At 74.3% G+C, this 23,345-nt stretch carries 24 protein-coding genes; 7 read left to right on the plus strand and 17 right to left on the minus strand.

Annotation, left to right across the window (positions count from 1 at the left end):
* Window positions 1-20 precede the first annotated feature (20 nt).
* Window positions 21-1,403 carry a glutamine synthetase family protein gene (locus tag HH311_RS08435; RefSeq protein WP_312030013.1) on the minus strand — a complete coding sequence of 461 codons (1,383 nt, stop codon included), beginning with the start codon at window positions 1,401-1,403 and terminating at the stop codon, window positions 21-23.
* Between the two features lie 75 nt (window positions 1,404-1,478).
* Window positions 1,479-2,330, minus strand: a complete 852-nt coding sequence (locus HH311_RS08440; protein ID WP_169183391.1) for a DMT family transporter — start codon at window positions 2,328-2,330, stop codon at window positions 1,479-1,481.
* A gap of 254 nt (window positions 2,331-2,584) precedes the next feature.
* On the opposite strand from HH311_RS08440, the gene HH311_RS08445 reads away from it, so the two are divergent.
* Window positions 2,585-2,779 carry a hypothetical protein gene (locus tag HH311_RS08445; protein ID WP_169183197.1) on the plus strand — a complete coding sequence of 65 codons (195 nt, stop codon included), beginning with the start codon at window positions 2,585-2,587 and terminating at the stop codon, window positions 2,777-2,779.
* 416 nt (window positions 2,780-3,195) lie between these two features.
* Here HH311_RS08445 and HH311_RS08450 read toward each other — a convergent pair whose 3' ends face one another.
* The 5 genes from HH311_RS08450 to HH311_RS08470 form a co-directional block, all read right to left on the minus strand.
* Window positions 3,196-4,953, minus strand: coding sequence for a DEAD/DEAH box helicase (locus tag HH311_RS08450; RefSeq protein ID WP_169183198.1), 1,758 nt, complete (start codon window positions 4,951-4,953; stop codon window positions 3,196-3,198).
* Between the two features lie 101 nt (window positions 4,954-5,054).
* Entirely contained in the window at window positions 5,055-5,303 is a 249-nt protein-coding gene (locus tag HH311_RS08455) for a DUF3039 domain-containing protein (RefSeq protein WP_169183199.1), read from the minus strand.
* A gap of 65 nt (window positions 5,304-5,368) precedes the next feature.
* Complete coding sequence (locus tag HH311_RS08460; RefSeq protein WP_312030014.1) at window positions 5,369-5,791, minus strand: DUF3099 domain-containing protein; 423 nt, start codon at window positions 5,789-5,791, stop codon at window positions 5,369-5,371.
* A 171-nt stretch (window positions 5,792-5,962) separates the two neighbouring features.
* Window positions 5,963-6,577, minus strand: a complete 615-nt coding sequence (locus HH311_RS08465) for a superoxide dismutase (RefSeq protein WP_169183201.1) — start codon at window positions 6,575-6,577, stop codon at window positions 5,963-5,965.
* Window positions 6,578-6,714: 137 nt separating this feature from the next.
* Window positions 6,715-8,685 carry a heavy metal translocating P-type ATPase gene (locus HH311_RS08470; protein WP_169183202.1) on the minus strand — a complete coding sequence of 657 codons (1,971 nt, stop codon included), beginning with the start codon at window positions 8,683-8,685 and terminating at the stop codon, window positions 6,715-6,717.
* 45 nt (window positions 8,686-8,730) lie between these two features.
* Here HH311_RS08470 and HH311_RS08475 point away from each other — a divergent pair, with 45 nt between their 5' ends.
* The gene (locus HH311_RS08475; RefSeq protein ID WP_169183203.1) at window positions 8,731-9,072 is read left to right on the plus strand and encodes a helix-turn-helix transcriptional regulator; all 342 of its coding nucleotides are present in this window, start codon (window positions 8,731-8,733) and stop codon (window positions 9,070-9,072) included.
* A gap of 9 nt (window positions 9,073-9,081) precedes the next feature.
* Here the strand turns inward: HH311_RS08475 and cobF are convergent, their stop codons facing one another.
* Window positions 9,082-9,843: a precorrin-6A synthase (deacetylating) gene (gene cobF, locus HH311_RS08480; RefSeq protein WP_169183204.1), complete on the minus strand. Its 762-nt coding sequence runs from the start codon at window positions 9,841-9,843 to the stop codon at window positions 9,082-9,084.
* A 41-nt stretch (window positions 9,844-9,884) separates the two neighbouring features.
* On the opposite strand from cobF, the gene prpB reads away from it, so the two are divergent.
* The 3 genes from prpB (at window position 9,885) to HH311_RS08495 (ending at window position 12,634) form a co-directional block, all read left to right on the plus strand.
* Window positions 9,885-10,787: a methylisocitrate lyase gene (gene prpB, locus HH311_RS08485; protein ID WP_169183392.1), complete on the plus strand. Its 903-nt coding sequence runs from the start codon at window positions 9,885-9,887 to the stop codon at window positions 10,785-10,787.
* A gap of 192 nt (window positions 10,788-10,979) precedes the next feature.
* Window positions 10,980-12,431: a hypothetical protein gene (locus tag HH311_RS32570; protein ID WP_211189875.1), complete on the plus strand. Its 1,452-nt coding sequence runs from the start codon at window positions 10,980-10,982 to the stop codon at window positions 12,429-12,431.
* On the plus strand, window positions 12,428-12,634 hold the full coding sequence (locus HH311_RS08495) for a hypothetical protein (RefSeq protein ID WP_169183205.1): 207 nt from the start codon (window positions 12,428-12,430) through the stop codon (window positions 12,632-12,634). Before HH311_RS32570 ends, HH311_RS08495 begins: the two co-directional genes overlap by 4 nt.
* 224 nt (window positions 12,635-12,858) lie before the next feature.
* Here the strand turns inward: HH311_RS08495 and HH311_RS08500 are convergent, their stop codons facing one another.
* From HH311_RS08500 to HH311_RS08520, 5 genes are read right to left on the minus strand one after another with little or no spacing between them, the layout of a single operon-like run.
* Window positions 12,859-13,443, minus strand: a complete 585-nt coding sequence (locus HH311_RS08500; protein WP_169183206.1) for an HhH-GPD-type base excision DNA repair protein — start codon at window positions 13,441-13,443, stop codon at window positions 12,859-12,861.
* 10 nt (window positions 13,444-13,453) lie between these two features.
* Complete coding sequence (locus HH311_RS08505) at window positions 13,454-13,996, minus strand: GNAT family N-acetyltransferase (RefSeq protein WP_169183207.1); 543 nt, start codon at window positions 13,994-13,996, stop codon at window positions 13,454-13,456.
* The gene (locus HH311_RS08510) at window positions 13,993-14,745 is read right to left on the minus strand and encodes a DUF1365 domain-containing protein (protein ID WP_169183208.1); all 753 of its coding nucleotides are present in this window, start codon (window positions 14,743-14,745) and stop codon (window positions 13,993-13,995) included. Before HH311_RS08510 ends, HH311_RS08505 begins: the two co-directional genes overlap by 4 nt.
* A 56-nt stretch (window positions 14,746-14,801) precedes the next feature.
* Window positions 14,802-16,058, minus strand: coding sequence for an FAD-dependent oxidoreductase (locus tag HH311_RS08515; protein ID WP_169183209.1), 1,257 nt, complete (start codon window positions 16,056-16,058; stop codon window positions 14,802-14,804).
* A 39-nt stretch (window positions 16,059-16,097) separates the two neighbouring features.
* Window positions 16,098-16,820: an alpha/beta fold hydrolase gene (locus tag HH311_RS08520; protein ID WP_312030015.1), complete on the minus strand. Its 723-nt coding sequence runs from the start codon at window positions 16,818-16,820 to the stop codon at window positions 16,098-16,100.
* Window positions 16,821-16,948: 128 nt separating this feature from the next.
* Here HH311_RS08520 and HH311_RS08525 point away from each other — a divergent pair, with 128 nt between their 5' ends.
* Window positions 16,949-17,410, plus strand: coding sequence for a peroxiredoxin (locus HH311_RS08525; RefSeq protein WP_169183211.1), 462 nt, complete (start codon window positions 16,949-16,951; stop codon window positions 17,408-17,410).
* 15 nt (window positions 17,411-17,425) lie between these two features.
* Here the strand turns inward: HH311_RS08525 and HH311_RS08530 are convergent, their stop codons facing one another.
* The 3 genes from HH311_RS08530 to HH311_RS08540 are packed head-to-tail and all read right to left on the minus strand — an operon-like array spanning window position 17,426 to window position 20,045.
* The gene (locus HH311_RS08530) at window positions 17,426-17,830 is read right to left on the minus strand and encodes a PPOX class F420-dependent oxidoreductase (protein WP_169183212.1); all 405 of its coding nucleotides are present in this window, start codon (window positions 17,828-17,830) and stop codon (window positions 17,426-17,428) included.
* Window positions 17,831-17,844: 14 nt separating this feature from the next.
* Window positions 17,845-18,669, minus strand: a complete 825-nt coding sequence (locus HH311_RS08535) for a DUF1295 domain-containing protein (RefSeq protein ID WP_169183213.1) — start codon at window positions 18,667-18,669, stop codon at window positions 17,845-17,847.
* A complete protein-coding gene (locus tag HH311_RS08540) occupies window positions 18,666-20,045 on the minus strand; it encodes a cyclopropane-fatty-acyl-phospholipid synthase family protein (protein WP_169183214.1) in 1,380 nt (459 codons plus the stop codon). Before HH311_RS08540 ends, HH311_RS08535 begins: the two co-directional genes overlap by 4 nt.
* Window positions 20,046-20,224: 179 nt before the next feature.
* Here HH311_RS08540 and HH311_RS08545 point away from each other — a divergent pair, with 179 nt between their 5' ends.
* Window positions 20,225-21,205, plus strand: coding sequence for a 1-acyl-sn-glycerol-3-phosphate acyltransferase (locus tag HH311_RS08545; RefSeq protein WP_248292331.1), 981 nt, complete (start codon window positions 20,225-20,227; stop codon window positions 21,203-21,205).
* Window positions 21,206-21,275: 70 nt separating this feature from the next.
* Here the strand turns inward: HH311_RS08545 and acs are convergent, their stop codons facing one another.
* A complete protein-coding gene (gene acs, locus HH311_RS08550; protein ID WP_169183215.1) occupies window positions 21,276-23,222 on the minus strand; it encodes an acetate--CoA ligase in 1,947 nt (648 codons plus the stop codon).
* Between the last annotated feature and the right edge of the window lie 123 nt (window positions 23,223-23,345).

A 23,345-nucleotide genomic window follows, 5' to 3' on the forward strand; every position in this document is an offset into this window, starting at 1 on the left:
CGACGCCTTGCCGCGGGGGACTAGTACCTCCACCGCCAGGCGGCGAGGACGTCCTCGGTCTCCTTCTCCTCGGCCCACCCGGCGTCGGCCCGCCGCACGGCCAGGAAGGCGCCGAGGAGGTCCTCGCCGAGCACGCCCGCGATCCGCGGGTTGTTCGACAGCGCCTCCTCCTGCTCGGCCTGGGTGGACGGGAGCTTCTCGATGCCCGCCGCCGCGCGCTCCTTCTTCTTCCACGTGCCCGGGTCGGCGCTGAGGGGGGCGGGCGGGGCGAGGTTCTCCTCGACCCCGGCCACCCCGGCGGTCAGGAGGGCGGCGAGGGCGAGGTAGGGGTTGGCGGAGGCGTCGGAGACCTTGAGCTCGACGTTGGCGTGGTCCTCGCCGAGCAGCGCCGAGCCGGGGACGTAGCGCAGCGGGGCCTCGCGGTTCTCGACGCCCCAGAACCCGAAGGCCCCGGCGAAGAACCCGGGCCGGATGCGGGCGAGGGAGCCCAGCGAGGGCGCCGTCACCGCGGCGAGCGCCGGCAGGTCACGCAGCAGCCCGGCGATGTAGGCCGCGCCCGCCGTCCCCCGCGGGCCCTCCGCGGTGCCCGCCAGGAGGTTCTCGCCGCCGCGCCACAGCGAGGTGTGGACGTGCCAGCCGTTGCCGGCGCCCGCGAGGGTCGGCAGCGGCGCGAACGACACCCGCAGCCCGTGGGCCTCGGCGGCCGCGAGCACCGTCTGACGGGCGAGCAGCTGGTGGTCGGCGGCCGTCAGCGGGTCGGTGGCGGCGAGCGACAGCTCGACCTGCGCCGGCCCGTACTCGGCGTGGACCTGCCCCAGCCGCAGCCCGTTGGCCTCGGCGTCGCGCATCACCGAGGCGACGAAGTCGTCGATCGGGAGCAGCGCGTGCGGGCTGTAGGCGGGCCCCGGGTGGGCCGGGAGCAGGGCGTCGTCGTCCCGGTCCTGCGGCTGCTCGAAGACCCCGAACTCCATCTCGTAGCCGACCAGGGCCGAGTAGCCGGCGGCGTCGAGCCGGGCGACGGTGCGCTCGAGCACCGAGCGCTGGTCGAACGCCCACGGCCCGCCGTCGGCGGTGACCTGCCGGCCCGGCACCCACGCGAACGCCGGCTGCCCGGCGAGGCGGGTGACCCGGTCGAGCTGCGGGACCAGCCGGACGTCGCCGGACGCGTTCTCCATGCCCGGCGAGCCGAACGCGATGCCGTCGTTGGTGTCGAAGACGGCGAACAGGTGGGTCACGCCGACCCCGGCCACCGCGACCTGCGGCAGCGCCGACACCGGGACGGTCCGCGACCGGGGGATGCCGTTGTTGTCCGCCCACACGATCACGACGCCGGCGACGCCGTCGGCGGCCAGCGCGGCCGCGAGCTCCCGTCCGCGCTCCCGGGCGTCCTCGAGTGCAGTCACGGCCCCCACCTCTCCTCGACGGAATCCGGCGGTCAGGCTAGCCAGCTCCCCGCGCGAGGGGACCCTTCGGTCGTTCTAGTCGACCGGGGGTTCCCCTCGCGCGGACGGGTCGTTCGACGCCGGCCCGCCGGGCTCCCGCCGCAGCGCCACCCCGCCGACGACGGCCGCGATGCCCACCGCCTCGAGCGGCGCGGGCACCTGCGCGAGCCCGACCAGCCCCACGACGGTGGCCGTGAGCGGCAGCAGCGCCAGCAGCAGCGCGAACCGCGCCCGCCCGACCCGGCGCAGCACCACCTGGTCGAGCACGTAGGGCACGACCGACGACAGCACCCCGAGCGCCAGCGCCGAGCCGAGCAGCGCCGGCGAGTCCGCGACCCGGCCCACCGTCAGTGCCAGCGGCGAGAGCACCACGGTCGCCACGACGAACCCGAGGGCGAGCCCGTCGATCCCCTCCCCCGCGCTGTCCGAGCCGGCCGAGACCCGCGTGCCGAGCACGATGTACCCGGCCCACAGGAGGGCGGCCCCGAGCGCGCAGAGCACCCCGACGAGCGAGCCCTCCAGCCGGACGTCGGCGATCAGCGCCACGCCCGCGACGACCAGTCCCAGCGCGGACCAGTCCCGCCCGGTCCGCGAGCCGAGCGCCGCGACGAGCACCGGCCCGGAGAACTCCACGGCGACCGCGGTGCCGAGCGGCAACCGGGCGATCGCCTCGTAGAAGACGATGTTCATGGCCGCGGTGACGAGCCCGAAGGCACTCGCCAGGGCCACCCGCCGTCCGGTCCAACGCCCGCTGCTCCGTCCGGCCCGCGCCGCCACGAGCCGCCAGACGGCCAGCACCGCCGCCGCGCCCGCGAGCCGTAACCACGCGACCCCGGCCGGTGACGCCTCCGCGAACAGCCCGACGGCGAGCGCCGCGCCGGCGTACATCGAGACCCCGCCGATCACGAACAGTAACGGGGCCGGCGGACCGCTCGTCGCGGAAGATCGACTCACCATCGTGTGGTTCCCAGCCGTACCCGATAACAACGGTCGCCGAACGTCGATGAGCGGTACGTGACCCACGACAAAGCAGCGTGTGAACACGAGCGGTCGTCGGTCGGGTCTGACACAGTGGAGGGGCGACGGTCACTCGGCCGGAGCCTGCGGGACCGGTTTCCCGGCCGGTTCCCGAACGGAGGGAGATGACGATGCCCGGAACCCTGACCCGGCCAGAACTCACCGCCTCGGACCGATGCGACCGCTGCGGTGCAGCGGCGAAGGTCCGCGCCATCCTGCCCTCCGGCGGGGAGCTGCTCTTCTGCGGGCACCACGCCCGTACGCACGAGGCGAAGATGAAGGAGCTCTCCATCGACGTGCAGGCCGGCGAGGTCGTCTGACGACGCCCTGACCAGCGGCGACGAGGTCGCCGCGCGCGAGTGCTGATGGCCCCACACGACGGCGGGCGGGAACCGGACCGGTTCCCGCCCGCCGTCGTCGTGTGTGGGGTCCCGACGAGCCCCGTGAGCCGGCCGCCCACGGGTCCCGCGCCGACCGCCGTCGCGGTCGGCGGCGAGGAGGGTCCGACGGACCGACCCGCCCGGCGTGACGTCCTCGGACGGGTGGTCCGCGTGATCACCGCGTGCGACCCCTGCGCCTCGCCGCACCACGATCGTCCGGCGCCGGATCGACAACGCAGTGTGACGGCGACGTGTCCCCGGTGTCGGGCACGTATCGCGACGAGATCGACACCGGTCGTACCCGCCGGCCGCACGATGTGATCTCGACCACAGCGCTCGCGGCCGGCTGCGCGGGCTCACCGCCAGGAGCGCAGCGTCGCGATCCGCTCCTCGATCTGCTCGGCCGTCGCCACCGGGGTCGCCGGACCGCCGCAGGCCCGCCGGAGATCCCCGTGGATCACCCCGTGAGGCGCCCCGGTCCGGTGGTGGTGGGCGGCCACGAGGGTGTTCAGCTCGCGGCGCAACTCCTTGAGCTTCTCGGCCGCACTCGGTTTGAGCCGGACGGGCGGCGCGGCCGGCGTCGGTTCGGCCGCCTCCTGCTTCGCCCGATCGTCGAGCTGCTCGGACTGGCGCCGGCGCAGCAGCGCCCGCACCTGGTCGGGGTCGAGCAGGCCCGGCAGGCCGAGGTAGTCCTGTTCCTCCGCGGTGCCCGAGCCCGCCGCCGTACCGAACGAGGCACCGTCGTAGATGAGCTGGTCGAGCTCGGCCTCGGCCGAGAGGGCCTCGAAGCTCTTCTCCTGCTCCCCCGGCTCGTCCTCGGTGCGGTTGGCCTGCTCGACGAGCTCGTCGTCCAGGCCCTCCTTCGGGCGGTGCGGCTCGCCGAGCACGTGGTCGCGCTGCAGCTCGAGCTCGCTGGCCAGCCCCAGCAGCGTCGGGACGCTCGGCAGGAACACCGACGCGGTCTCCCCCGCCCGCCGCGACCGCACGAAGCGGCCCACGGCCTGGGCGAAGAACAGCGGCGTGGAGGCGCTCGTGGCGTAGACCCCGACCGCGAGGCGCGGCACGTCGACGCCCTCGCTGACCATCCGGACCGCGACCAGCCACCGCTGGTTCGTCTCCGAGAACGCCGCGATGCGCCCGGAGGCCTTGGGGTCGTCGGAGAGCACGACGACGGGCTCCTCGCCCGCCAGGCGGGTCAGGATCTTCGCGTAGGCCTTCGCGGTGGTGTGGTCGGTCGCGATGACCAGGCCCCCGGCGTCGGGCATCCCCCCGGCGCGCAGCTGGGTCAGGCGGGTGTCGGCGGCCTGCAGGACCGCGGGCATCCACTCGCCCTTGGGGTCGAGCGCCGTCTTCCACGCGCGCGAGGTCTGCTCGGCGGTGAGGGGCTCGCCGAGGCGGGCCGTCATCTCCTCGCCGGCGCTGGTCCGCCAGCTCGCCTGCCCGGAGTAGGCGAGGAAGACCACCGGGCGCACCACGCCGTCCGCGAGCGCGTCGGCGTAGCCGTAGGAGTGGTCGGCCTTCGAGCGCAGCGCCCCCGCCGAGTCGGGCTCGTAGGTGATGAACGGGATCGGGCTGTCGTCGGACCGGAACGGCGTCCCGGTGAGCGCGAGGCGGCGGGTGGCCCCGGCAAACGCCTCCCGCGTCGCCTCGCCCCAGCTCTTGGCGTCCCCGGCGTGGTGGATCTCGTCGAAGACCACGAGGGTGCGGCGGCCCTCGGTGCGGTTCATGTGCAGCACGGGGTGCGCGGCGACCTGCGCGTAGGTGACGGCGACGCCCTGGAAGTCGGCGGAGAGCTTCCCGACCGAGTTCGAGTACTCGGGGTCGATCGCGATCCCGGCGCGGGTGGCCGCCTGCGCCCACTGGTGCTTGAGGTGCTCGGTGGGGCAGACGATCGTCACGGTGTCGACCGTCCGGTCGCCGAGGAGCTCGGCCGCGACCTTCAGGGCGAACGTGGTCTTCCCGGCGCCGGGTGTCGCGACCGCGAGGAAGTCCTTCGGCCGGTCGGCGAGGTAGCGGGTGAGGGCGCGTCGCTGCCACTGGCGCAGGGGTGGCGCGGCCGGGACGGGAGCGTCGGGCACGGGGGCGGGGTTCCTGCGGGGAGCGCGCGTGGTCATGACCCTCCGGGGCGGGACGTGGCCAGGGACGCCCGGCGGCGGGCGCCGGGCAGGGGGACCGGGTGCCGGTCCGGGCGGTGGACGACGGGGAGCGGGCGCCCCTAGTCGTCGTCCCCGCCGCGGGGGAGCTTCTCGAAGATCTCCTTGCAGGCCGGGCAGACGGGCGACCCCGGCTTCGGCGAGCGGGTCACCGGGAAGGTCTCCCCGCACAGCGCGACGACCATCGAGCCCATCACGGCGCTCTCGGCCACCTTGTCCTTGCGGACGTAGTGGAACATCTTCGGGTCGTCGTCGGTCGTGCGGTCCGTGCCCTCGGGACGGACGTCGGGGAGCACCGCGGTCTGGCTCATGGCTCCATGATGCCCCACGCGGGCGCCGCGGGCGCCGCCGCTCCCGGACGATCCGCCCGGGTGTCTCAGCCGTCGGTGCCGGTGCGCGGCGGGTGGTGCTCGGCGTCGTCCTGCTGCTCCTGCCGGGGCCCGTCGGTGCGGTGCGAGCGGGCGTCGAGGATCTCGGCCGCCTCGATGATCCGCGCCTCGCTGACCTCGGGCAGCGCGCGCCGGTCGGGCCGGTAGCGGTTGACGGTGCGCGCCTTCTTGGGCAGCCGGTCGTTCGCGATGAGCACGGCGACCCACGGCAGCGGGACGGAGAGCACGATCAGCGCGACGGCGATCCAGGCGTTGCCGAAGGCCAGGTAGGACAGCCCCGCCAGCAACAGGCACGGGATGCGGCACAGCATGATGATCGAGTAGCGCCGCTTCCGAGCGGCGAACTCGTCGTCGAACGAGACCTGGGCCTCGGTGATGAGGACCGGGTCGTCGTCGTGACGCCTGCTCACGCCACCACCTCCCCTCGCGGACACTGTCCCACCCCGGGTCCCCGTCGGCACGTCCATCAACCGTCGGGAGACGTGTGACGGACGGACGACGGCCCCCGGGGCTCTCCCCGGGGGCCGTCGGCGGGCGCGGTGGACGAGCTCGGTCGGAACGACCACCGCGCGGTCGCGGGGTCAGACGAGCTTCGCGCCCTGGGAGGCCTCGAAGCGCTTCGCGGCGTCGGCCCAGTTGACGACGTTCCACCACGCCGCGACGTAGTCCGGCTTGACGTTGAGGTAGTCCAGGTAGAAGGCGTGCTCCCACATGTCCAGCATGACCACCGGCACGATGCCCAGCGGCACGTTGGCCTGCTGGTCGTAGAGCTGGAAGATGCGCAGCTTCTGGGCCAGCGTGTCGAAGCCCAGGATCGCCCAGCCCGACCCCTGGATCGTCGTGGCGACGGCCGTGAAGTGCTTCTGGAACTTCTCGAACGACCCGAAGTCGCGGTCGATCGCCGACGCCAGCTCACCGGTGGGCTTGTCGCCGCCGTCCGGGGAGAGGTTCTGCCAGAAGAACGTGTGGTTGATGTGCCCGCCGTAGTTGAAGGCGAGGTTCTTCTCCCACAGCAGCGCCGTGGTCCCGATCGTGTCCTTCTCGCGGGCCTCCGCGAGGGCGTCGATCGCGGTGTTCAGGCCGGTCACGTAGGTGTTGTGGTGCTTGTCGTGGTGCAGCTGCATGATCTTGCCCGAGATGTGGGGCTCGAGGGCCCCGTAGTCGTAGGGCAGGTCGGGCAGCGTGTACTCCGCCATCGCTCGCGCTCTCCTCGGATTCGACACCACGGTCGCTGTTGCGAGCTTTCTGCAACAGGTAGGTAGGGGCAACTCGGCGGACCGAGCCGGCGCCGCGCGGTGGTGCCCCTCGCCCGCGACGACGGAAACCCCGGCCCTCAGGACCGCGGGCCCCGCAGCAGGCGCAGGCCGTTGAGGGCGACCAGGATCGTCGAGCCCTCGTGGCCGGCGACCCCGAGCGCGAGGGGCAGGTGGCCCACGAGGTCCCACGCCACGAGGCCGGCGATCAGGACGGCGGCGATCACCAGGTTCGCCCGCACGGTGCGCCGGGCCCGGCGGCCGAGGTCGAACAGCCACGGGAGCCGGGCCAGCCCGCCGTCGAGGACCACGACGTCGGCCGCGCGCACCGTGAGCTCCACCCCGTGCATCGCGATCCCGACGTCGCCGGCCGCGAGCGCGGGCGCGTCGTTCACCCCGTCGCCGACGACGGCGACGGTGCGGCCGCCGGCGCGGAGGCGCTCGACGACCCCGGCCTTGTCCTCGGGCAGGAGCCCCGCCCGCACGTCGGTCACCCCGAGCCGGTCCGCGATCACCCCGGCGGCGCGCGGGTGGTCGCCGGTCGCGAGCACGGGCGGCGTGGCGGTGCGGGCGGCGAGCCCGGCGACGACGTCGGGCGCCTCGTCGCGCACCGTGTCGCGCAGGACCACCACCCCGAGCGGGCGGTCGGCGACGAGGTCGGTGACGACGACGGCGGTGTCGCCGCGGCCCTCGGCCCCGGCGACGACGGGCGCGAGCGCGCCCGGGTCGGAGTCCGGGCGGCCGACCCCGACGAGCCGGCCGTGCACGCGGCCGCGCACCCCGGCGCCGGGCGCCGCGGCGAAGTCGAGGACCGGCGCCGCCGGCAGGCCCCGCTCGCGCGCGGCCGCCACCACCGCGCGGCCGAGCGGGTGCTCGCTCGGCCCCTCCACCGCGGCCGCGAGCGCGAGCAGCGCGTCGTCGTCGCCGTCGGTCGCGGCCACCTCCGCCACCCGCGGGGCGCCGACGGTGAGGGTGCCGGTCTTGTCGAGCACGACGGCGTCGACGGCGCCGAGCCGCTCCATCACCGGCGCCGAGCGCACGAGCAGCCCCCGGCGGCCCGCGTTCGCGATCGCCGCGAGCAGCGGCGGCATCGTCGCGAGCACCACCGCGCACGGCGAGGCGACGATCATGAAGGTCATCGCGCGCAGGAGGGCGTCGTCGAGCGAGGACCCGAGCGCCAGCGGGACCGCGAACACCGCGAGCGTCACCGCCACGACCCCCACCGAGTACCGCTGCTCGATCTTCTCGACGACGAGCTGCGCGCGGGCCTTCGTCCCCGCCGCCTCCTCGACCAGCGCCGCGATCCGCGCGACGACGGAGTCCGCCGCCGGGCGGACCACCCGCACCCGCAGCGCACCACCCCCGGCGATCGTGCCGGCGTAGACCTCGCTGCCCATGGTCTTGGCGACGGGGAGCGGCTCGCCGGTGATGCTCGCCTGGTCGACATCGGCTGCCCCCGCCACGACGACGCCGTCGGCCGCGACGGCCTCGCCGGGCCGCACGAGCACGACGTCGCCGACGGCGAGCTCCTCGGCGGCGACGTCCTCGCCGTCGTCGTCCCCGCCGTCGTCGCCGCTCAGCCGCCGCGCCCGGGCCGGCGCGAGCGCGAGCAGCCCGCCGACCGACTCCTCGGTCCGCGCGGTCGCCCAGGCCTCGAGCGCGCCCGACGTCGCGAAGATCACGATGAGCAGTGCCCCGTCGACCGGCTGGCCGATCGCCGCGGCCCCGAGGGCGGCGACGACCATGAGCAGGTCGACGTCGAGCGAGCGCGCCCGCAGCGCGCGCAGGCCCTCCAGCGCGGGCTCCCAGCCCCCCGCGGCGTAGCACACCGCGAGCACGGGCCCCCAGGTCCAGGCCGGGGCGCCGGCGAGGACCAGCAGGCCCCCGACCAGGAACGCGGCGAGCGCCAGCCCGGCCCAGCGGGCCTCGGCGAGCCGCACGAGCGTCGCGAGCGCGGAGCCCCGGGCGGCGGGCGGCGGGGACGCGGCGGTGGGCCGAGCCTCGGTGATCGACACGGCGCCGACGATACACAGACATGAAAGAGCGTTCATGCTTTCATGTCTGAGCAACCGTGCAGGTGAGTAGGCTCCCCCGCCATGGGCCACGGCACCGACGAGGCGATCCCCACCGTCGCCTCCCCCGCGGCCGTCGACGCCGTCGCCCGCACCATGCACGCGCTGTCGACGTCGAGCCGGGTCCGCCTGCTCCTGCGCCTGCGCATCGGCCCGCGCACCGTCTCGGAGCTGGTCGCCGACGTCGGGATGGAGCAGTCCGCGGTGTCCCACCAGCTGCGGGTGCTGCGCCACCTCGGCCTCGTCGTCGGCGACCGCGACGGCCGCCAGATCCGCTACCGGCTCCACGACGACCACGTCGCCCAGCTGCTCGACGAGGCCGTGCACCACGTCGAGCACCTGACGACGGGCCTCGCCGACGGCTGACCCGCGGTGTCAGGGCAGGCGCAGCAGGTAGGTGTCCATGATCCAGCCCTTGCGCTCCCGCAGCTCGGCGCGGCGGCGGAGGATCTCGTCGCGGACGTCGGCCACCCGCCCGCTGATCAGCGCCTCGTCGGGGGTGCCGAGGTAGGCGCCCCAGTAGACGGTGGCGTCGTCGGGGGCGGCGTCGACGCCGTGGGCGTCCGCGCCGTCGAGCATGACGACCAGGTCGGCCCGCTCGGTCGGGGTGCCGGCGATGACCTGGCGCGCCGGGGTGACCGCGACCGGCCGGCCGGTGCGCGTCATCGTCACGCGGTGGGCGGCGGTGAGGGCCGCGGGCGCCGAGATGCCGGGGACGACCGACCAGGTGATCGCGACGTGGCCGCGCTCGGCGATGCGCTCGACGGTGTCGACGGTGCCGTCGTAGATGCCCGGGTCGCCCCACGCGAGGAGCGCGACCGACCCGCCGTCGGGGACCTCGGTCGCGATGAGCTCCTCGTAGAGCGCGACGCGCTCGTCGCGCCAGCTCGCCGTCGTCGCGAGGTAGCGGCCCTCCTCGGTGGTGCCCCGCTCGCGGTGGGCGTCCTGGCGGCGCACCACCCTCGCCTGCGGCGCGAACCGCTCGGCGAGCGCGGCGCGGGCGTCGGTGAGCTCGTCGGCGGCGCCGCGCTTGGCGAGCAGGAGGACGACGTCGACGGACCCGAGGGCCGCCACGGCGTCGAGGGTGAGGTGTCCCGGGGAGCCGGCGCCGATGCCGACGACGTGCACGGTGCGCATGACGACATCCCATCACCGACGCCCCGGAGGACGATGTGAGCGTGCTCCACACGACGACGACGCCCGCCGCCCGCCGTCGCGCGTTCCGCGACGGCCTGGCCTCCGACCGGCTCCTGCGCCTGCCCGGCGCGCCGAACCCGCTGGGCGCGCGGATGATCGCCGAGGCCGGGTTCGAGGGGGTCTACGTTTCGGGTGCCGTCGTGTCGGCGGATCTGGCGCTGCCCGACGTCGGGCTCACCACGCTGTCGGAGGTCGCCGCGCGCACGGCGCAGATCGCGCGGGTGACCGACCTGCCGGTGCTCGTCGACGCCGACACCGGCTTCGGCGAGCCGCTCTCCGCCGCCCGCACCGTCCAGGTGCTCGAGGACGCCGGCGCCGCCGGCTGCCACCTCGAGGACCAGGAGAACCCGAAGCGCTGCGGGCACCTCGCGGGCAAGCGGGTCCGTCCCGTCGAGGACGTGGTGCGCATGCTGACCGCCGCCGTGCGCGGTCGTCGGGACCCGCACTTCGTCGTGTGCGCGCGCACCGACGCGGCCGCCGTCGAGGGCCTCGACGCGGCGGTGGAGCGGGCGCGGGCGTACGTCGACGCGGGCGCCGACATGGTCTTCGCCGAGGCGGTGTCCGGACCCGCCGACATCGAGCGCTTCCGCGCGGCGATCGAGGTGCCGCTGCTGGTCAACATGACCGAGTTCGGCCGCAGCGACCTGCTGCCGGCCTCGACGCTGGCCGACCTCGGCGTCGACGTCGTGATCTATCCCGTCACGCTCTTCCGGCTCGCGATGGGGGCGGTCGCCGACGGCCTGCGCACGCTGGCGGCCGAGGGGACGCAGGCAGGGCTGGTCGAGCGGATGCAGACCCGCGCCGAGCTCTACGAGGTCCTGGGCTACGACGCGTACGCGGCGTTCGACGAGTCCGTGGCCGGGTTCCGGTCGGAGGGCACGTAGGCCGTCGGCCTCGCCGCCCTCGGGAGCCGCGACGACACAGCGCCGACGGGGTTGACCGCGCGGACGGCGTAGCGACGTCGTCGCGCGGCGCAGGTGCCGCCCGCCCTGGGACCAACTCGGTGCCGGTGGCGCATGCGGCGCGGACGCGCTCGGGCAGCCGTGGCTCCGCGACCGCGACGATCGAGGAGAGCCATGTCCGAGGACACCATCCAGGAGCAGTCCGTCTGGGAGCCGGAGGGCGACCAGGAGGGCCGGCAGGACGGGGACGGCCGGCCGAGCAGCGCCGAGGACCAGGAGCCGGATGCGGGTGGCCACGACTCGAGCCCGGACGTCTACCTCCACGTGCCGACCCTCGAGGTCGACGAGATCGACCTCGAGGTGGAGGACCTGCGCGCGCACGTCTCGCTGCAGGCCGAGGTGCTCGACCTGGTGAAGCTGAACGTCGGCGTCGACGCCGCCCTCGGCCGCGTCAAGCTCGGCATCCGCGGGGTCAACGCGCAGGCCACGCTCAAGGTCCGGCTCGACGAGGTGGCGGGGATCGTCGGCCGGGTGCTGGACACGATCGACCGCAACCCGCAGATCCTCGAGCAGGTGACCCGAGGGCTCGGACAGGCCGCGCAGGAGGTGGGCTCGGGCGCGGGCCAGGCCGTCGAGCAGCTCGGCGGCGGGGCGGGCGACGCCGTCTCGGAGGTGGGTTCCGGGGCCGGGACCGCGGCGGGCGAGCTGGGACGTGGGGCCGCGGACGCGGTGTCCGACGTCGGCGAGGGCGCGGGCGAGGCGGTCTCCGACGTGGGGGAAGGGGCCGGCGAGACGGTCTCGGACGTCGGCGACACGGCGAGGGGGCTGACCGGCTCGGAGACGGGCGCCGGCCGGTCGTCGCAGGGTGACACCGAGGAGCAGGGCCCGGAGGTCGACGACTCCCACGCCGACCAGGGCGCCCTGCCGACGGTGGATGCGGGCGAGGCCGACGCCGAGGGTGCGGACGAGGACCTGGACGCGGACCTGGACGCGGAGGGCTCGGACCTGGACGCGGAGGACGCGGACCTGGACGCGGAGGCGGACGCGGTCGCCGGGTCCGGCTCCGAGGACGAGCTCGACACCGCTGCGGAGGCCGACGACTCGGACGTGGACGACACCGACGTCGATGACGCGGATGAGACCGAGGTGGAGGACGTCGACGACGATGTCGAGTCCGGCGCCGAGGACGCCGAGGACCTGGAGGACCTGGAGGACACGGGGAACGCCGAGTCCGAGGACGCCGACGCCGACGCCGAGATCGAGGAGACGGAGGACGCGGACGCCGAGCCCGACGCCGACGAGACGGCATCCGACGAGCCCGAGCCCGACGACCCGTCGCCGTCCGATGCCGCCGAGGTCTCCGACACGCCCGCGCCCGAGGAGGAGGCCGCACCGGTCCGGAGGGCGAGCGCACGCCGCCGCCCCCAGGAGCGGGAGTCCCAGGACGCGCCGCGGGAGCGGCAGGGCCGTCGACCGGCCCGGCAGGAGACCCGCGAGACGCCAACCCGGCGCACCGGACGGCAGGAGACGCCGGAGCGGCGGACGACCGGCCGCCGACGCAGCGACCAGGACGAGGCCCCGGCCCGCCCGCGCCGCGCCCGCCGCAGCGGCACCGCCGACCGATGAGCTGGGTGTCGTTCCACAGCACCGTCGCCGCGGAGGAGATGGCGTTCGGTGAGGTCGAGGGCGACGAGATCGTCTTCCGGGGCGACGGCGCGGAGCGGTCGTGGTCGGGCACCCGTCGTCGGAACCTCCCGGCGGCGGTCACCCCGCACACGACCCACCACGACGTCCGGATCGACCTCGCGGTCGAGGGCGAGCTGGGGTGACCGCCCCACGAGCGTCGAGTGGGCTCCCATGGCTGCCACCGCAGCCCTCAGGGTCCACTCGGTCGACCGCCCCTTGCCGCCACCACGCCGAGTGGGCCCCCACGGCTGCCACCGCAGCCCTCAGGGTCCACTCGGTCGGCCCCCGGGCCGCCACCGCCCGCGAGTGAACCTCCACGATCCACTCGGCGGAACCCCGGCCGCTGACCCGACCGGCCCCGAGCGCCCTACCCCTTCGCCGGGGCCTTCTCCTTCGCCGCCCGCTTCTGGGCCTGCTTGAAGTCGCGGACCTCGGCGAGGGTGGTGGGGTCGACGACGTCGGCGATGGAGCGTCGGGAGCCCTCGTCGCCGTAGGAGCCGGCGGCGTCGCGCCAGCCATCGGCCTCCAGCCCGCACTGCTTGCCCAGCAGCGCCGTGAAGATCTGCGCCTTCATCTTCCCCCAGCCGGGGAGGGCGTTCAGCCGGCGGAAGACGTCGTCGCCGTCGGCGGCCTCGGTCCAGATCCGGGTGACGTCGCCGTCGTAGTCCTCGACGATCGCCCGGCACACCGCCTGCACCCGCTCGGCCATCGACTTCGGGTACCGGTGCAGCGCGGGCGGGCCGGTGAAGGCGGCGACGAGGGCGTCGTGGTCGTAGTCGGCGATCTTCTGCGCGGTGATCTCGCCGATCCGCTCGGTGAGCAGGGCGGGGCCGGCGAACGCGCGCTCCATCGGGAACTGCTGGTCGAGCTGCATGCCGATCAGCAGCGCGAGCGGGTTCGCCGAGAGGACCGCGTCGGCGTCCGGGTCCTGGGCCAGGGTCAGCGTCGGCACGGCGGTCAGCCTACGACGTCGCGCCGCCCACGAGGGACTTCGTGAGCACCGCGAACCGCAGGTCGGCGTCGTGGGGGAAGCCGACGCCGGGCTCCCCGTACGGGAACGGCCGGGTCTCCCCGGTGCGCGCGTAGCCGCGGCGCTCGTACCAGGCGATGAGCTCGGCGCGGCGGTCGATCACGCACATCTCCATGGTGGTCGCGCCCCCGGCCCGCGCGTGGTCCTCGGCCGCGGACAGCAGGACCGTGCCGAGCCCGGTCCCCTGGCCGTCCGGGCGCACCGCGAACATCCCGAACGACGCCGTCGGCTCGCCCGCCCGGTGGGTCACCGCGGCGCACCCGTCGTGGGCGCCGGCGACGAGGAGCGTGATCGCGGGGTCGGCGAGGTCGGCGGCGAGCAGCTCGCGGGTGGTGCGCGGGCCCGCGATCAGCTCGGCCTCGGTGGTCCACCCGGTCCGCCCGCCCTCGCCGCGGTAGGCGGCGTGGATGAGCTCGAGCAGGGCGTCGACATCGGCGGCGACGGCGGTCCGGATCTCCAGTGCGGAAGCGGTCACACCCGCGATTCTGCGCCCCGGGCCGCGAGCTGACCCAGTCCCGGGTCGACGTCGGCGGGCGTGCGCGCGATCACCGGCAGCCCGCGGGCCCACAGCCGGATCCCGCGCCGCCGGATCGCGAGGGACACCCGCTGGGTCACCAACGGGTGCCGCAGGAGGGCCCGCACGACGGCGGCCCGGGTCGCCGGCCGTCGTCGTCCCCGCATGGTCGCGACGAAGGCCGTCGTCAGCACGCCGGCCTCGTCGGGACGCCGCAGCACGACGGTGGCCGCGAGCGTCTCCGCCGGCTCGGGGACCCGCATCCGGTACTCGCCGTCGACCGGGAAGAACGGCGAGACGTAGAAGTCCTTGTCGACGCGCGCCCGCCCGGCGTCGTCGACGTCGAGCAGGTAGTGGTGGCGCCCGCCGTAGGTGTTGTGGACCTCGGCGACGACGGCGGTGAGCGCGCCGTCCGCGTCGTGGCACCAGTACAGGGTGATCGGGTTGAAGACGTAGCCGAGCGTGCGCGGGTGGGCGAGCATGAGCACCCGCGCCGGCCGCGGACGGCCCTCGGCGGCCAGGAACGCGTCCAGGTTCTCGCGGATCGGGCGGTCGGGGTGGCCGAGGTGGTCGGCGCCGCGGAAGGCGATGCCCGGGAACGACGGCAGGTCGTCCAGGTCGACCAGCCACAGCACCATGCGGTGGGTGAACGCGTCGTCGAGGACCTGGGAGCGCCGGTGGCCGACCGTCACGTCGTACAGCGCGGGCACGTCGACGGTGTGGCTTTCCGGACGTCCAGTGTCTGCGATGCGACACCGCTGACGTGTCACCAGGTCACCCCGAGCGACGCCGCCGCCCGCACCCCCGACGCGCACCCGTCCTCGTGGAACCCCCACCCGTGGTACGCCCCGGCGAACGCCACCCGGCCGTCGTTCAGCTCCGGCAGCCGGCGCTGCGCCGCCACCGAGGCCGGCGTGTAGGCGGGGTGCTCGTAGTCCATGCGCGCGATCACCCTCGCGGGGTCCACCCGGTCGGTCGCGTTCAGCGTGACGACGTAGGTCTCGTCGCCGGGCAGCCGCATGAGCCGGGTCATGTCGTAGCTGACGAGCACGCGGTCGTCGTCGGGGACGCGCAGCAGGTTCCACGACGCCCGGGCGTCGGCCGCCCGGGGCAGCACCGAGGTGTCGGTGTGCAGCCAGGTCTCGTTCGCCGAGTAGGTGAACGCGCCCAGCAGCTCGCGCTCGGCGACGGTGGGCGCCGCCAGCTGCGAGAGCGCCGTCGGCGCGTGGGTGGCGACGACGACCCGGTCGAACCGGTGGGCGACGTCGGCGTCGTCGCGGACCTCGATCCCCTCGGCGTCGCGCACCACGGCCCGCACCGGCGTCGACACCTCCACCGCCGACAGCCCCTTCACCACGCGCTCCACGTAGCGGGCCGACCCGCCGACCACCGTGCGCCACTGGTGCGAGCCCCCGACCGAGAGCAGCCCGTGGTTGGCCAGGAAGGCGAACAGGTAGCGCGCCGGGTACTGCATGGACAGCGCCGCCCCGGACGACCAGACCGCCGAGACCACCGGGACGGCGAAGGTGTCGACGAAGTGGCGCGAGAACCGGTGCCGGCGCAGGAACTCGCCGAGCGTGACCTCGTCGTCGAGATCGCCCTCGGCGAGCACCCGCCGCGCCGCCCGGTGGAAGCGCAGCACCTCGGCGAGCATCGCCAGGTGCCGCGGGTTCGCGAGGTTCCGGCGCTGCGCGAACAGCCCGGCCGCCCCGCGCGCCCCGGCGTACTCCAGCCCCGTCGCGGTGTCGCGCACGCTCATCGACATCTCGGAGTCCTGGGTCGCGACGCCGAGCTCGCCGAACAGCCGGATCAGGTGCGGGTAGGTCGCCTCGTTGTGGACGATGAACCCGGAGTCGACGTTGACGGTCCCGCCGGTCGCCGTGGGCACCGCGTGCGTGTGAGCGTGGCCGCCGAGGCGGTCCTCGGCCTCGAACAGCGTGACGTCGCACTCGCGCTGCAGCACGTAGGCGGCGGTGAGGCCGGAGACGCCCGCCCCGACGACGGCGACACGGTCACGAGGCACGGGCTGCTCCTGGGGTGCGGGCCGACAGCACGGCCGGGTTCACAGCGGCACCGACAGGCCCTCGGGGGCGCCGGCCGCCATGGCGTTCGCGACGGCATCCTCGAACGGTTCGAGGCCGAGCGCACCCAGCGTGAACCGGGCGACGAGCCGGTGCCACTCCCCCGCGCGGCGCAGCATCGCGTGGCCGTCCCCGTGGACGTCGAAGCGGGCGACGCGGTCGCTGATCCGCGCCACCCGGTCGGCGAACGCCAGCGACGCCCGCGGGTCGGTCATCCGCTCGCGGTCGCCGTGCGCGATCAGCAGCGTCTGCCCGGCGAGGTGCTCGGTGGGCTCGCCCGGGCCGATCCACGGCGCGAGGGCCGCGACCCCGACGACGTTCGGGTCCCCGCCCACCCGCAGCGCCGCGCGGGCGCCCATGGAGTGGCCGACGAGGACGACCGGGACGTCGTCGCCGTGCCGCCGGCGGACGTCGTCGAGGGCCCAGCGGGCGTCGCGCACGGGGTCCAACTGCGGCTCGTTCCACCCCCGCACCCGGTAGCGCAGCAGCGCCGTCTCCACCCCGCGCGACGCCCCGGCGCGGGCGATCGCCTGCCCGAACGGCACCATCCGCACGTGGGAGAGCAGGAAGCCCCCGGCCGCCTGCTGCCCGTCGGGCCGGCCGCCGTGCAGGACGAGCGCGACGCCGCCGGCGCCGCTGCCGTGCGGGGAGGCCGGTTCGAGGCGGGGCAGGGTGGACGCACCACGCGTCGGGGACGAGGTCACCCCATCCATCCTGCAACCGGATCCGCGCCGACGGCGGGTGGTGAGGGTCGCTGAACCACCGAGGTCACATCGACGAACGCCCCCCGACACCCGCCGACTCCGGGCCCCGACCCGGGAAGGGACCACACATGAAGGCCGGCGACCTCGCCCCCGACTTCACCCTCGCCGACGACCAGGGCCGCGAGCGCACCCTCTCGGGTCTGCTCGCCGACGGGCCGGTGGTGCTGTTCTTCTACCCGCTCGCCTCCTCGGGCGGCTGCACCCAGGAGAGCTGCCACTTCCGCGACCTGGCCGGCGAGTTCGCCGCGGTGGGTGCGCAGCGGGTCGGCATCAGCGCCGACTCCGTCGAGAAGCAGCACACGTTCTCGGTGAACAACTCGTTCGACTACCCGCTGCTCTCCGACCCGGGCGGCGCCGTCGCCAAGCAGTTCGACGCGAAGCGGTCCTGGTTGCCGGTGCTGCCGATCAAGCGGAAGACGTTCGTCATCGACACCGACCGGCGCGTGCTCGAGGTGATCACCGGCGAGATGCGCTTCGACGAGCACGCGGACTCGGCGCTGGCCGTGCTCCGCAAGCGCGCCGAGGCCTGAGCCGACGGCCGGGCCTCACCACTCCGGCGTGTGGGCGAAGGAGTCGACGGCGATCCGGATGATCAGCCGGGCGCCGTTGCCGCCCCCGAAGTTCGGGTAGGGACGGCCGAGGTAGCGCTGCGAGAGCTCCTCGATGTGCTCCGCACCGCCCTCGGTCGTCGTCTCCACCACGTGGCCCCGCAGGCCCCAGTAGCGCGCGGGCTGGTCGGGGTCGACGACGTTCACGGCCACCCGCGGGTCCCGCGCGACGTTGCGCGCCTTCTGCATCCCCTCGACGACGTTGACGACGACGTGCTCGCCGTCGGTGTCCACCCAGGTCTCGGTCAGCTGCGGTGACCCGTCGGGCATCACGGTCGCGACGAAGCAGGGGGCGGGGCGGCGCAGCAGGGCGGCGAGGTCGTCGGGGAGCGGCTCGGTCACGGGGGTGGTCCTCCTCAGGTGGCGCGGGCGGGCGCGGTGTCGGGGGGCAGCGGGAAGAACCCGGAGGTCCGGCGGACGTAGTCGTCGTAGCCGGGCCGCCCGGACATCGACTTCTCGGTGAGCTCCTTGCCGGTGACCCCGATCAGCAGGTAGCTCATCAGCAGCGGTCCTACGACGCTCACCAGCGCCGCCGGGTGCCCCGCCGCGACCACGAAGATGCCCCACCACACGCAGAAGTCGCCGAAGTAGTTCGGGTGGCGCGTCCAGCGCCAGAGCCCGGAGTCGAGGACCTTCCCCCGGTTGTCCGGGTCGGCCTTGAAGCGGGCCAGCTGGGCGTCGCCGACGGACTCGAAGACGATCCCGACCAGCCAGACCACTCCCCCGACGACGAGCACCGCAGGCACGGTCGAGGCGCGGACCATCGCGGCGAGGACGGGCAGCGCCACGACGAGCATGACGCCGGCCTGGGTCAGGTAGACCTTGCGCACGACGGTCCAGGTGATCGCGCCGGCGGGTTGGTCGTCGCCCAGCATCGCGGTGTAGCGCGGGTCCTCGCCCTTGCCCCGGTTGCGCCACCCGATGTAGACCGCGAGCCGCAGCCCCCAGATCACCGGGAGGAGCAGCGCGACCAGCCGCACCGTCGGGTTCCCGACGCCGAGCGCCCCCGACGTCAGGTACGCGGCCACCGCGATCAGCACGAAGCCGAGGCCCCAGGTCACGTCGACGACCGAGTGCTTCCCCACCGCCCGCGCGACGAGCAGCGTCACCGCGAAGGTCACGACGACGACCGCCGCGGCGACCGCCAGCAGGAGCCCGGCGGCCGCCCAGGAGAAGCTCATGGCGCCGGAGTACCCGCCTTCTGCCCCTCCGGCTCGAAGGTGGCCCGTGTCGCGGGCATCCCGGACCGGCCGGTCGCGGTCGGGCGCACCAGCAGGATCTGGTCGACGCCCATCCGGTTCTCCTCGAACGCGAGCGCGCCCCCGGCGAGGTAGAGCCGCCACATCCGGGCGCCGCGGACCCCGGCGAGGCGCACGGCCTCGTCCCAGTGGGCCTCGAGCGTGGCGAGCCACGCGCGGATCGTCGGGACGTAGTGCTCGCGCATGACGTGGACGTCCCGGACCTCGAGCCCGGCCCGCTGCAGCAGCGTCAGCGTGTCCCCGACCGGCCGCATCACCATGTCCGGCGTCACGTAGGTCTCGATGAAGGCTCCGCCGCCCGGGTGGTTGGCGCCGCGGCTCATCTGCTGGACCAGCGCGCGTCCCCCGGGCTTGAGGGCGCCCTGGAGGATGGCGGCGAAGGTCGGGTAGTTCTCGTCACCGACGTGCTCGCCCATCTCGATGCTCGACACCGCGTCGAAGGAGCCGTACTCCTCGATGCGGGTGGGGACGTCGCGGTAGTCGACGAGGTCGACCTGGACCCGGTCGGCGAGCCCCTCGGCCCGGATGCGCTGGTTGATGTGGTCGCGCTGCTCGGTCGCGATCGTCACGCCGCGGACCTGCGCCCCGAAGTGCTTGGCCGCGTGGATCGGCAGCGAGCCCCAGCCGCACCCGACGTCGAGCAGCGTCGAGCCCGGCCCGAGCCCGAGCTTGCGGCAGACCATGTCGAGCTTGGCGTCCTGCGCGGCCCGCAGGTCCTCGGGGGTCAGCGGGGCGTCGAGGTCGGCCCAGTAGCCCGAGGAGTAGGCCATGTTCGCGTCGAGAATGAGCTCGTAGAAGGCGTTGCCGGCGTCGTAGTGGTGGTGGATGACCGCCCGGTCGCGCAGCTTCGAGTGCAGGCGCGCGAACCGCGGGAGCCGGATCGCCTCGGGCGGCGGCGCCGGCTTCGGGCCGAGCAGCCCGAGCCGCGCGGCGTTCCCGACGACGCCGGGCAGCTCGCCGAGCCGGGGCCGGCGCGGCGTCACGGCGCCGTCGCGGACGAGCCCCCACATCGCGGCGAGGCCCTCGCCGAGGTCGCCCTCGACGTCGAGGTCCCCGGAGACGTACGCGTGCGCCAGCCCCATCTCGCCGGGCTGCCACAGCAGGCGGCGCAGCGCCCGCCGGTGGTTCAGCACGACGACGGGCGCGCCCGAGTCGGCGGGCGCGCCGGCCTCGCTGCCGTCCCAGGCGCGGAGGCGCACGGGGAGCCGCCCGTCCACATCCGCGGGTCGAGCTCCGCTGCGCGTCGTCTCCACGAACACACCGACCGCGCGCGCCACCCGTGCTGCTGCCTGACCCATGGGCCGTCCTCTCGTGTCAGCGGTGCGACTCCGCAGACACTGGGTGTCCGGAAATCCACACCGTCGCGGCGCACCGCCGCGGCGTCGCCCGGATCATCGCGGCGGGAGCCCCCGCGGTTCGCCCGACGCGGAGAACTACTCATGCGGGCGGGGCGGAGGACTTGCCATGATCTGCGGCCATGAGCTCGCAGCCCGAGGACGCGCCTCCCGCCGGCTCCCCCCTGGCGCCGCCGCCGCCGGAGCCGGCCGCGGCGCCCGCCACTCCCGCCGCGCCCGCCGCTCCCGAGACGAACGGCGCCACGCGGCCCGCGCCGCGGACCCGGCCGGCCGACGCCCCCGCACCCGAGGGCCCGCCCGCCCCACGGCCGCACCCGCGGGTGCGCCGTATCGCCCAGGCCCACGACGCCCGGCCCCCGGGACGGGCGATGCGGCTCTGGCGGAAGCTGGCGATCTGGGTGCTCTACGCCCGGCGGGACCGCGGGTTCGGCTACGGGTTCGCGATCGACCTGCTGTGGCCGATCCTCATGGCGGTCGCCCGCTGGGACTTCCGGGGTGGCAGGAACGTGCCCGCGACCGGCGGGGCGCTGCTGGCGGTCAACCACCTCACGCACGTCGACCCGATCGTGCTCGTCGCGTACTGCATGGCTCAGGGCCGGGTGCCGCGGTTCCTCGCGATGAAGGAGCTGTGGGCGATGCGGGTCGTCGGCTCGCCGCTGCGCGGGGGCCGCCACATCCCGGTGGACCGGAAGGCCTCGGGCATCGAGGCCTACCGGGCCGCCGTGGACGCGGTGAACCGTGGCGAGCTCGTCGTGGTCTACCCCGAGGGCGGGTTCCCCTACGAGTCCGACGGCTGGCCGCAGAAGTCGCACACCGGGATCGCGCGGATGGCGCTCGCGACGGGCGCGCCGGTCATCCCGGTCGGCCAGTGGGGCGCGAACCACCTGCTGCCCCCGAAGGCCACGCGGCCCGTGCTCGTCCCCCGCGCCACGCTCGGCGTGCTCGCCGGCGAGCCGGTCGACCTCTCCGACCTCGTCGGCAAGCAGGGGCAGCGCAAGGCCCTGGCCGCCGCCACCGACCGCATCATGGACCGGGTGACCGACGAGCTCGCCGTCCTGCGCGGCGAGACCCCGCCGGCCGTCGAGGACCGCCCGCGTGCCTAGGTGGCCTTCGGCCTCGTGAGCAGAAAGTGTCGGTATACCGACACTTTCTGCTCACGAGCGCGGAGCGCACCTAGCCCTGCTGCATCTGCTTCTGCATCTCCTCGACCACCGACGGGTCGACGAGTGTGGTGGTGTCGCCCAGTTCCTCGCCCTCGGCGAGGTTCTTGAGCAGACGACGCATGATCTTGCCCGACCGCGTCTTCGGCAGGTCGGGGGCGAAGATCACCGACGCCGGCCGGGCCAGCTTGCCGATCGACTGGGCCACCTGCTCGCGCAGGGCCTGCTCCAGCTCCTCGGTGCCCTGCGTGTCGCCCTTGAGCGACACGAAGGCGACGATGGCCTGTCCGGTGTCGGGGTCCTTGCGGGACGCGACAGCGGCCTCGGCCACGTCCTCGTGCTCCACCAGGGCGCTCTCCACCTCGAAGGTCGAGAGACGGTGCCCGGACACGTTGACGACGTCGTCGATGCGACCCATCAGCATGATGTCGCCGTCGGCGTCGTACTTCGCGCCGTCACCGGCGAAGTACGCGTCGGAGTACTTCGACCAGTAGGTGTCGCGGAACCGCTGGTCGTCCTTGTACAGCGTGCGCATCATGCCCGGCCACGGCGCGGTGAGCACGAGATTGCCGGTCTGCTCGGTGCCGAGCACGTTGCCCTCGTCATCCCGGATCTCGGGCCGCACGCCCGGGAAGGGCTGCTGCGCCATGCCCGGCTTGAGGGTCGTGATCCCGGGCAGCGGGGTGATGAGGATGTGCCCGGTCTCGGTCTGCCACCAGGTGTCCATGATGGGCGCCTTGCCGCCGCCGACGTGCTCGCGGTACCACTCCCAGACCTCGGGGTTGATCGGCTCGCCGACGCTGCCCAGGATCTTGATCGACGAGAGGTCCGCGGACTGGGCGTACTTCTCGCCCCACTTCATGTGGGAGCGGATCGCGGTGGGCGAGGTGTAGAGGATCGTCACCCCGTACTTCTCGATGATCTTCCACCAGACGTCCTTGTCCGGGTAGCCCGGGACGCCCTCGTAGAGCACCGAGGTCACGCCGTTGGCCAGCGGCCCGTAGGTGATGTAGCTGTGCCCGGTGATCCAGCCGATGTCGGCCGCGCACCAGTAGACCGAGTCGTCCTTCATGTCGAAGACGAGGTTGGTCGTGGTGGTGACACCGGTCAGGTAGCCGCCGGTGGTGTGGACGACGCCCTTGGGCTTGCCCGTGGACCCCGAGGTGTAGAGCAGGAACAGCAGGTCCTCGGACTCCATCGGCTCGCAGGGGCACGACGACGGGTCGTCGGACTCCCCCTCGAGCAGGTCGTCGAGGTAGACGTCCCGGTCGGTCATCGGGATGTCCCCACCGGTGCGCTTCACGACGACGACCTTCTCGACGGTCGTGTCGTTGCCCAGGCCGTCGTCGGCGTTCGTCTTCTGCGAGCCGACCTTGCCGCCGCGCAGCGCCTCGTCCTGCGTGATGAGGACCTTGGCCTCGAAGTCGTTGCAGCGCTCGGCGACCGCCTTGCCGGAGAACCCGCCGAACACGACGGTGTGCGGCGCGCCGAGGCGGGCGCACGCGAGCATCGCGACGACGGCCTCGGGGATCATCTGCATGTAGATGCCGACCCCGGTGCCCTTGCCCACGCCCAGCTTCTTCAGCCCGTTCGCGAACCGGACGACCTGCCGCTGCAGCTCCGCGTAGGTGATGTCGCGCGCCTGCGACGAGTCCGGCCCGTCGTCCGGGACGACGTGCAGCGCGACCTTGTCCGCCTTGTCGCCCTCCGCGTGGCGGTCGACGCAGTTGTAGCAGGCGTTGATCTTGCCGCCCTCGAACCACTTGGCGTGGGGGATGTTCCACTCGAGGACCTTGTCGTAGGGCTCGAACCAGTCGAGCCGCTGCTTGGCCTGCTCGTCCCAGAACTCCTCGAGTCCCTGCTCCAACATCTCGGGGCGGGCGTTGGCGGTCTTCGCCAACTCGGGGTCCGGCGGGTACTTGTTGCCCTGACTCTCCGTGGTGGTGCCCTGCTCCGACATCCGCTGGCCTCCCGTAGATCGACGTACGGAACTGCTGGCCGGCCCCCCGACGCTGCGCCGCACCAGGTGTGCACAGCGTCACGTGCCGTCCTCGATCAGGCAACCCTGCCACGGTCCGCGCGG

Origin of the sequence: Actinomycetospora sp. TBRC 11914 (assembly GCF_012933465.1) — a bacterium.
Taxonomy (GTDB): Bacteria; Actinomycetota; Actinomycetes; order Mycobacteriales; family Pseudonocardiaceae; genus Actinomycetospora.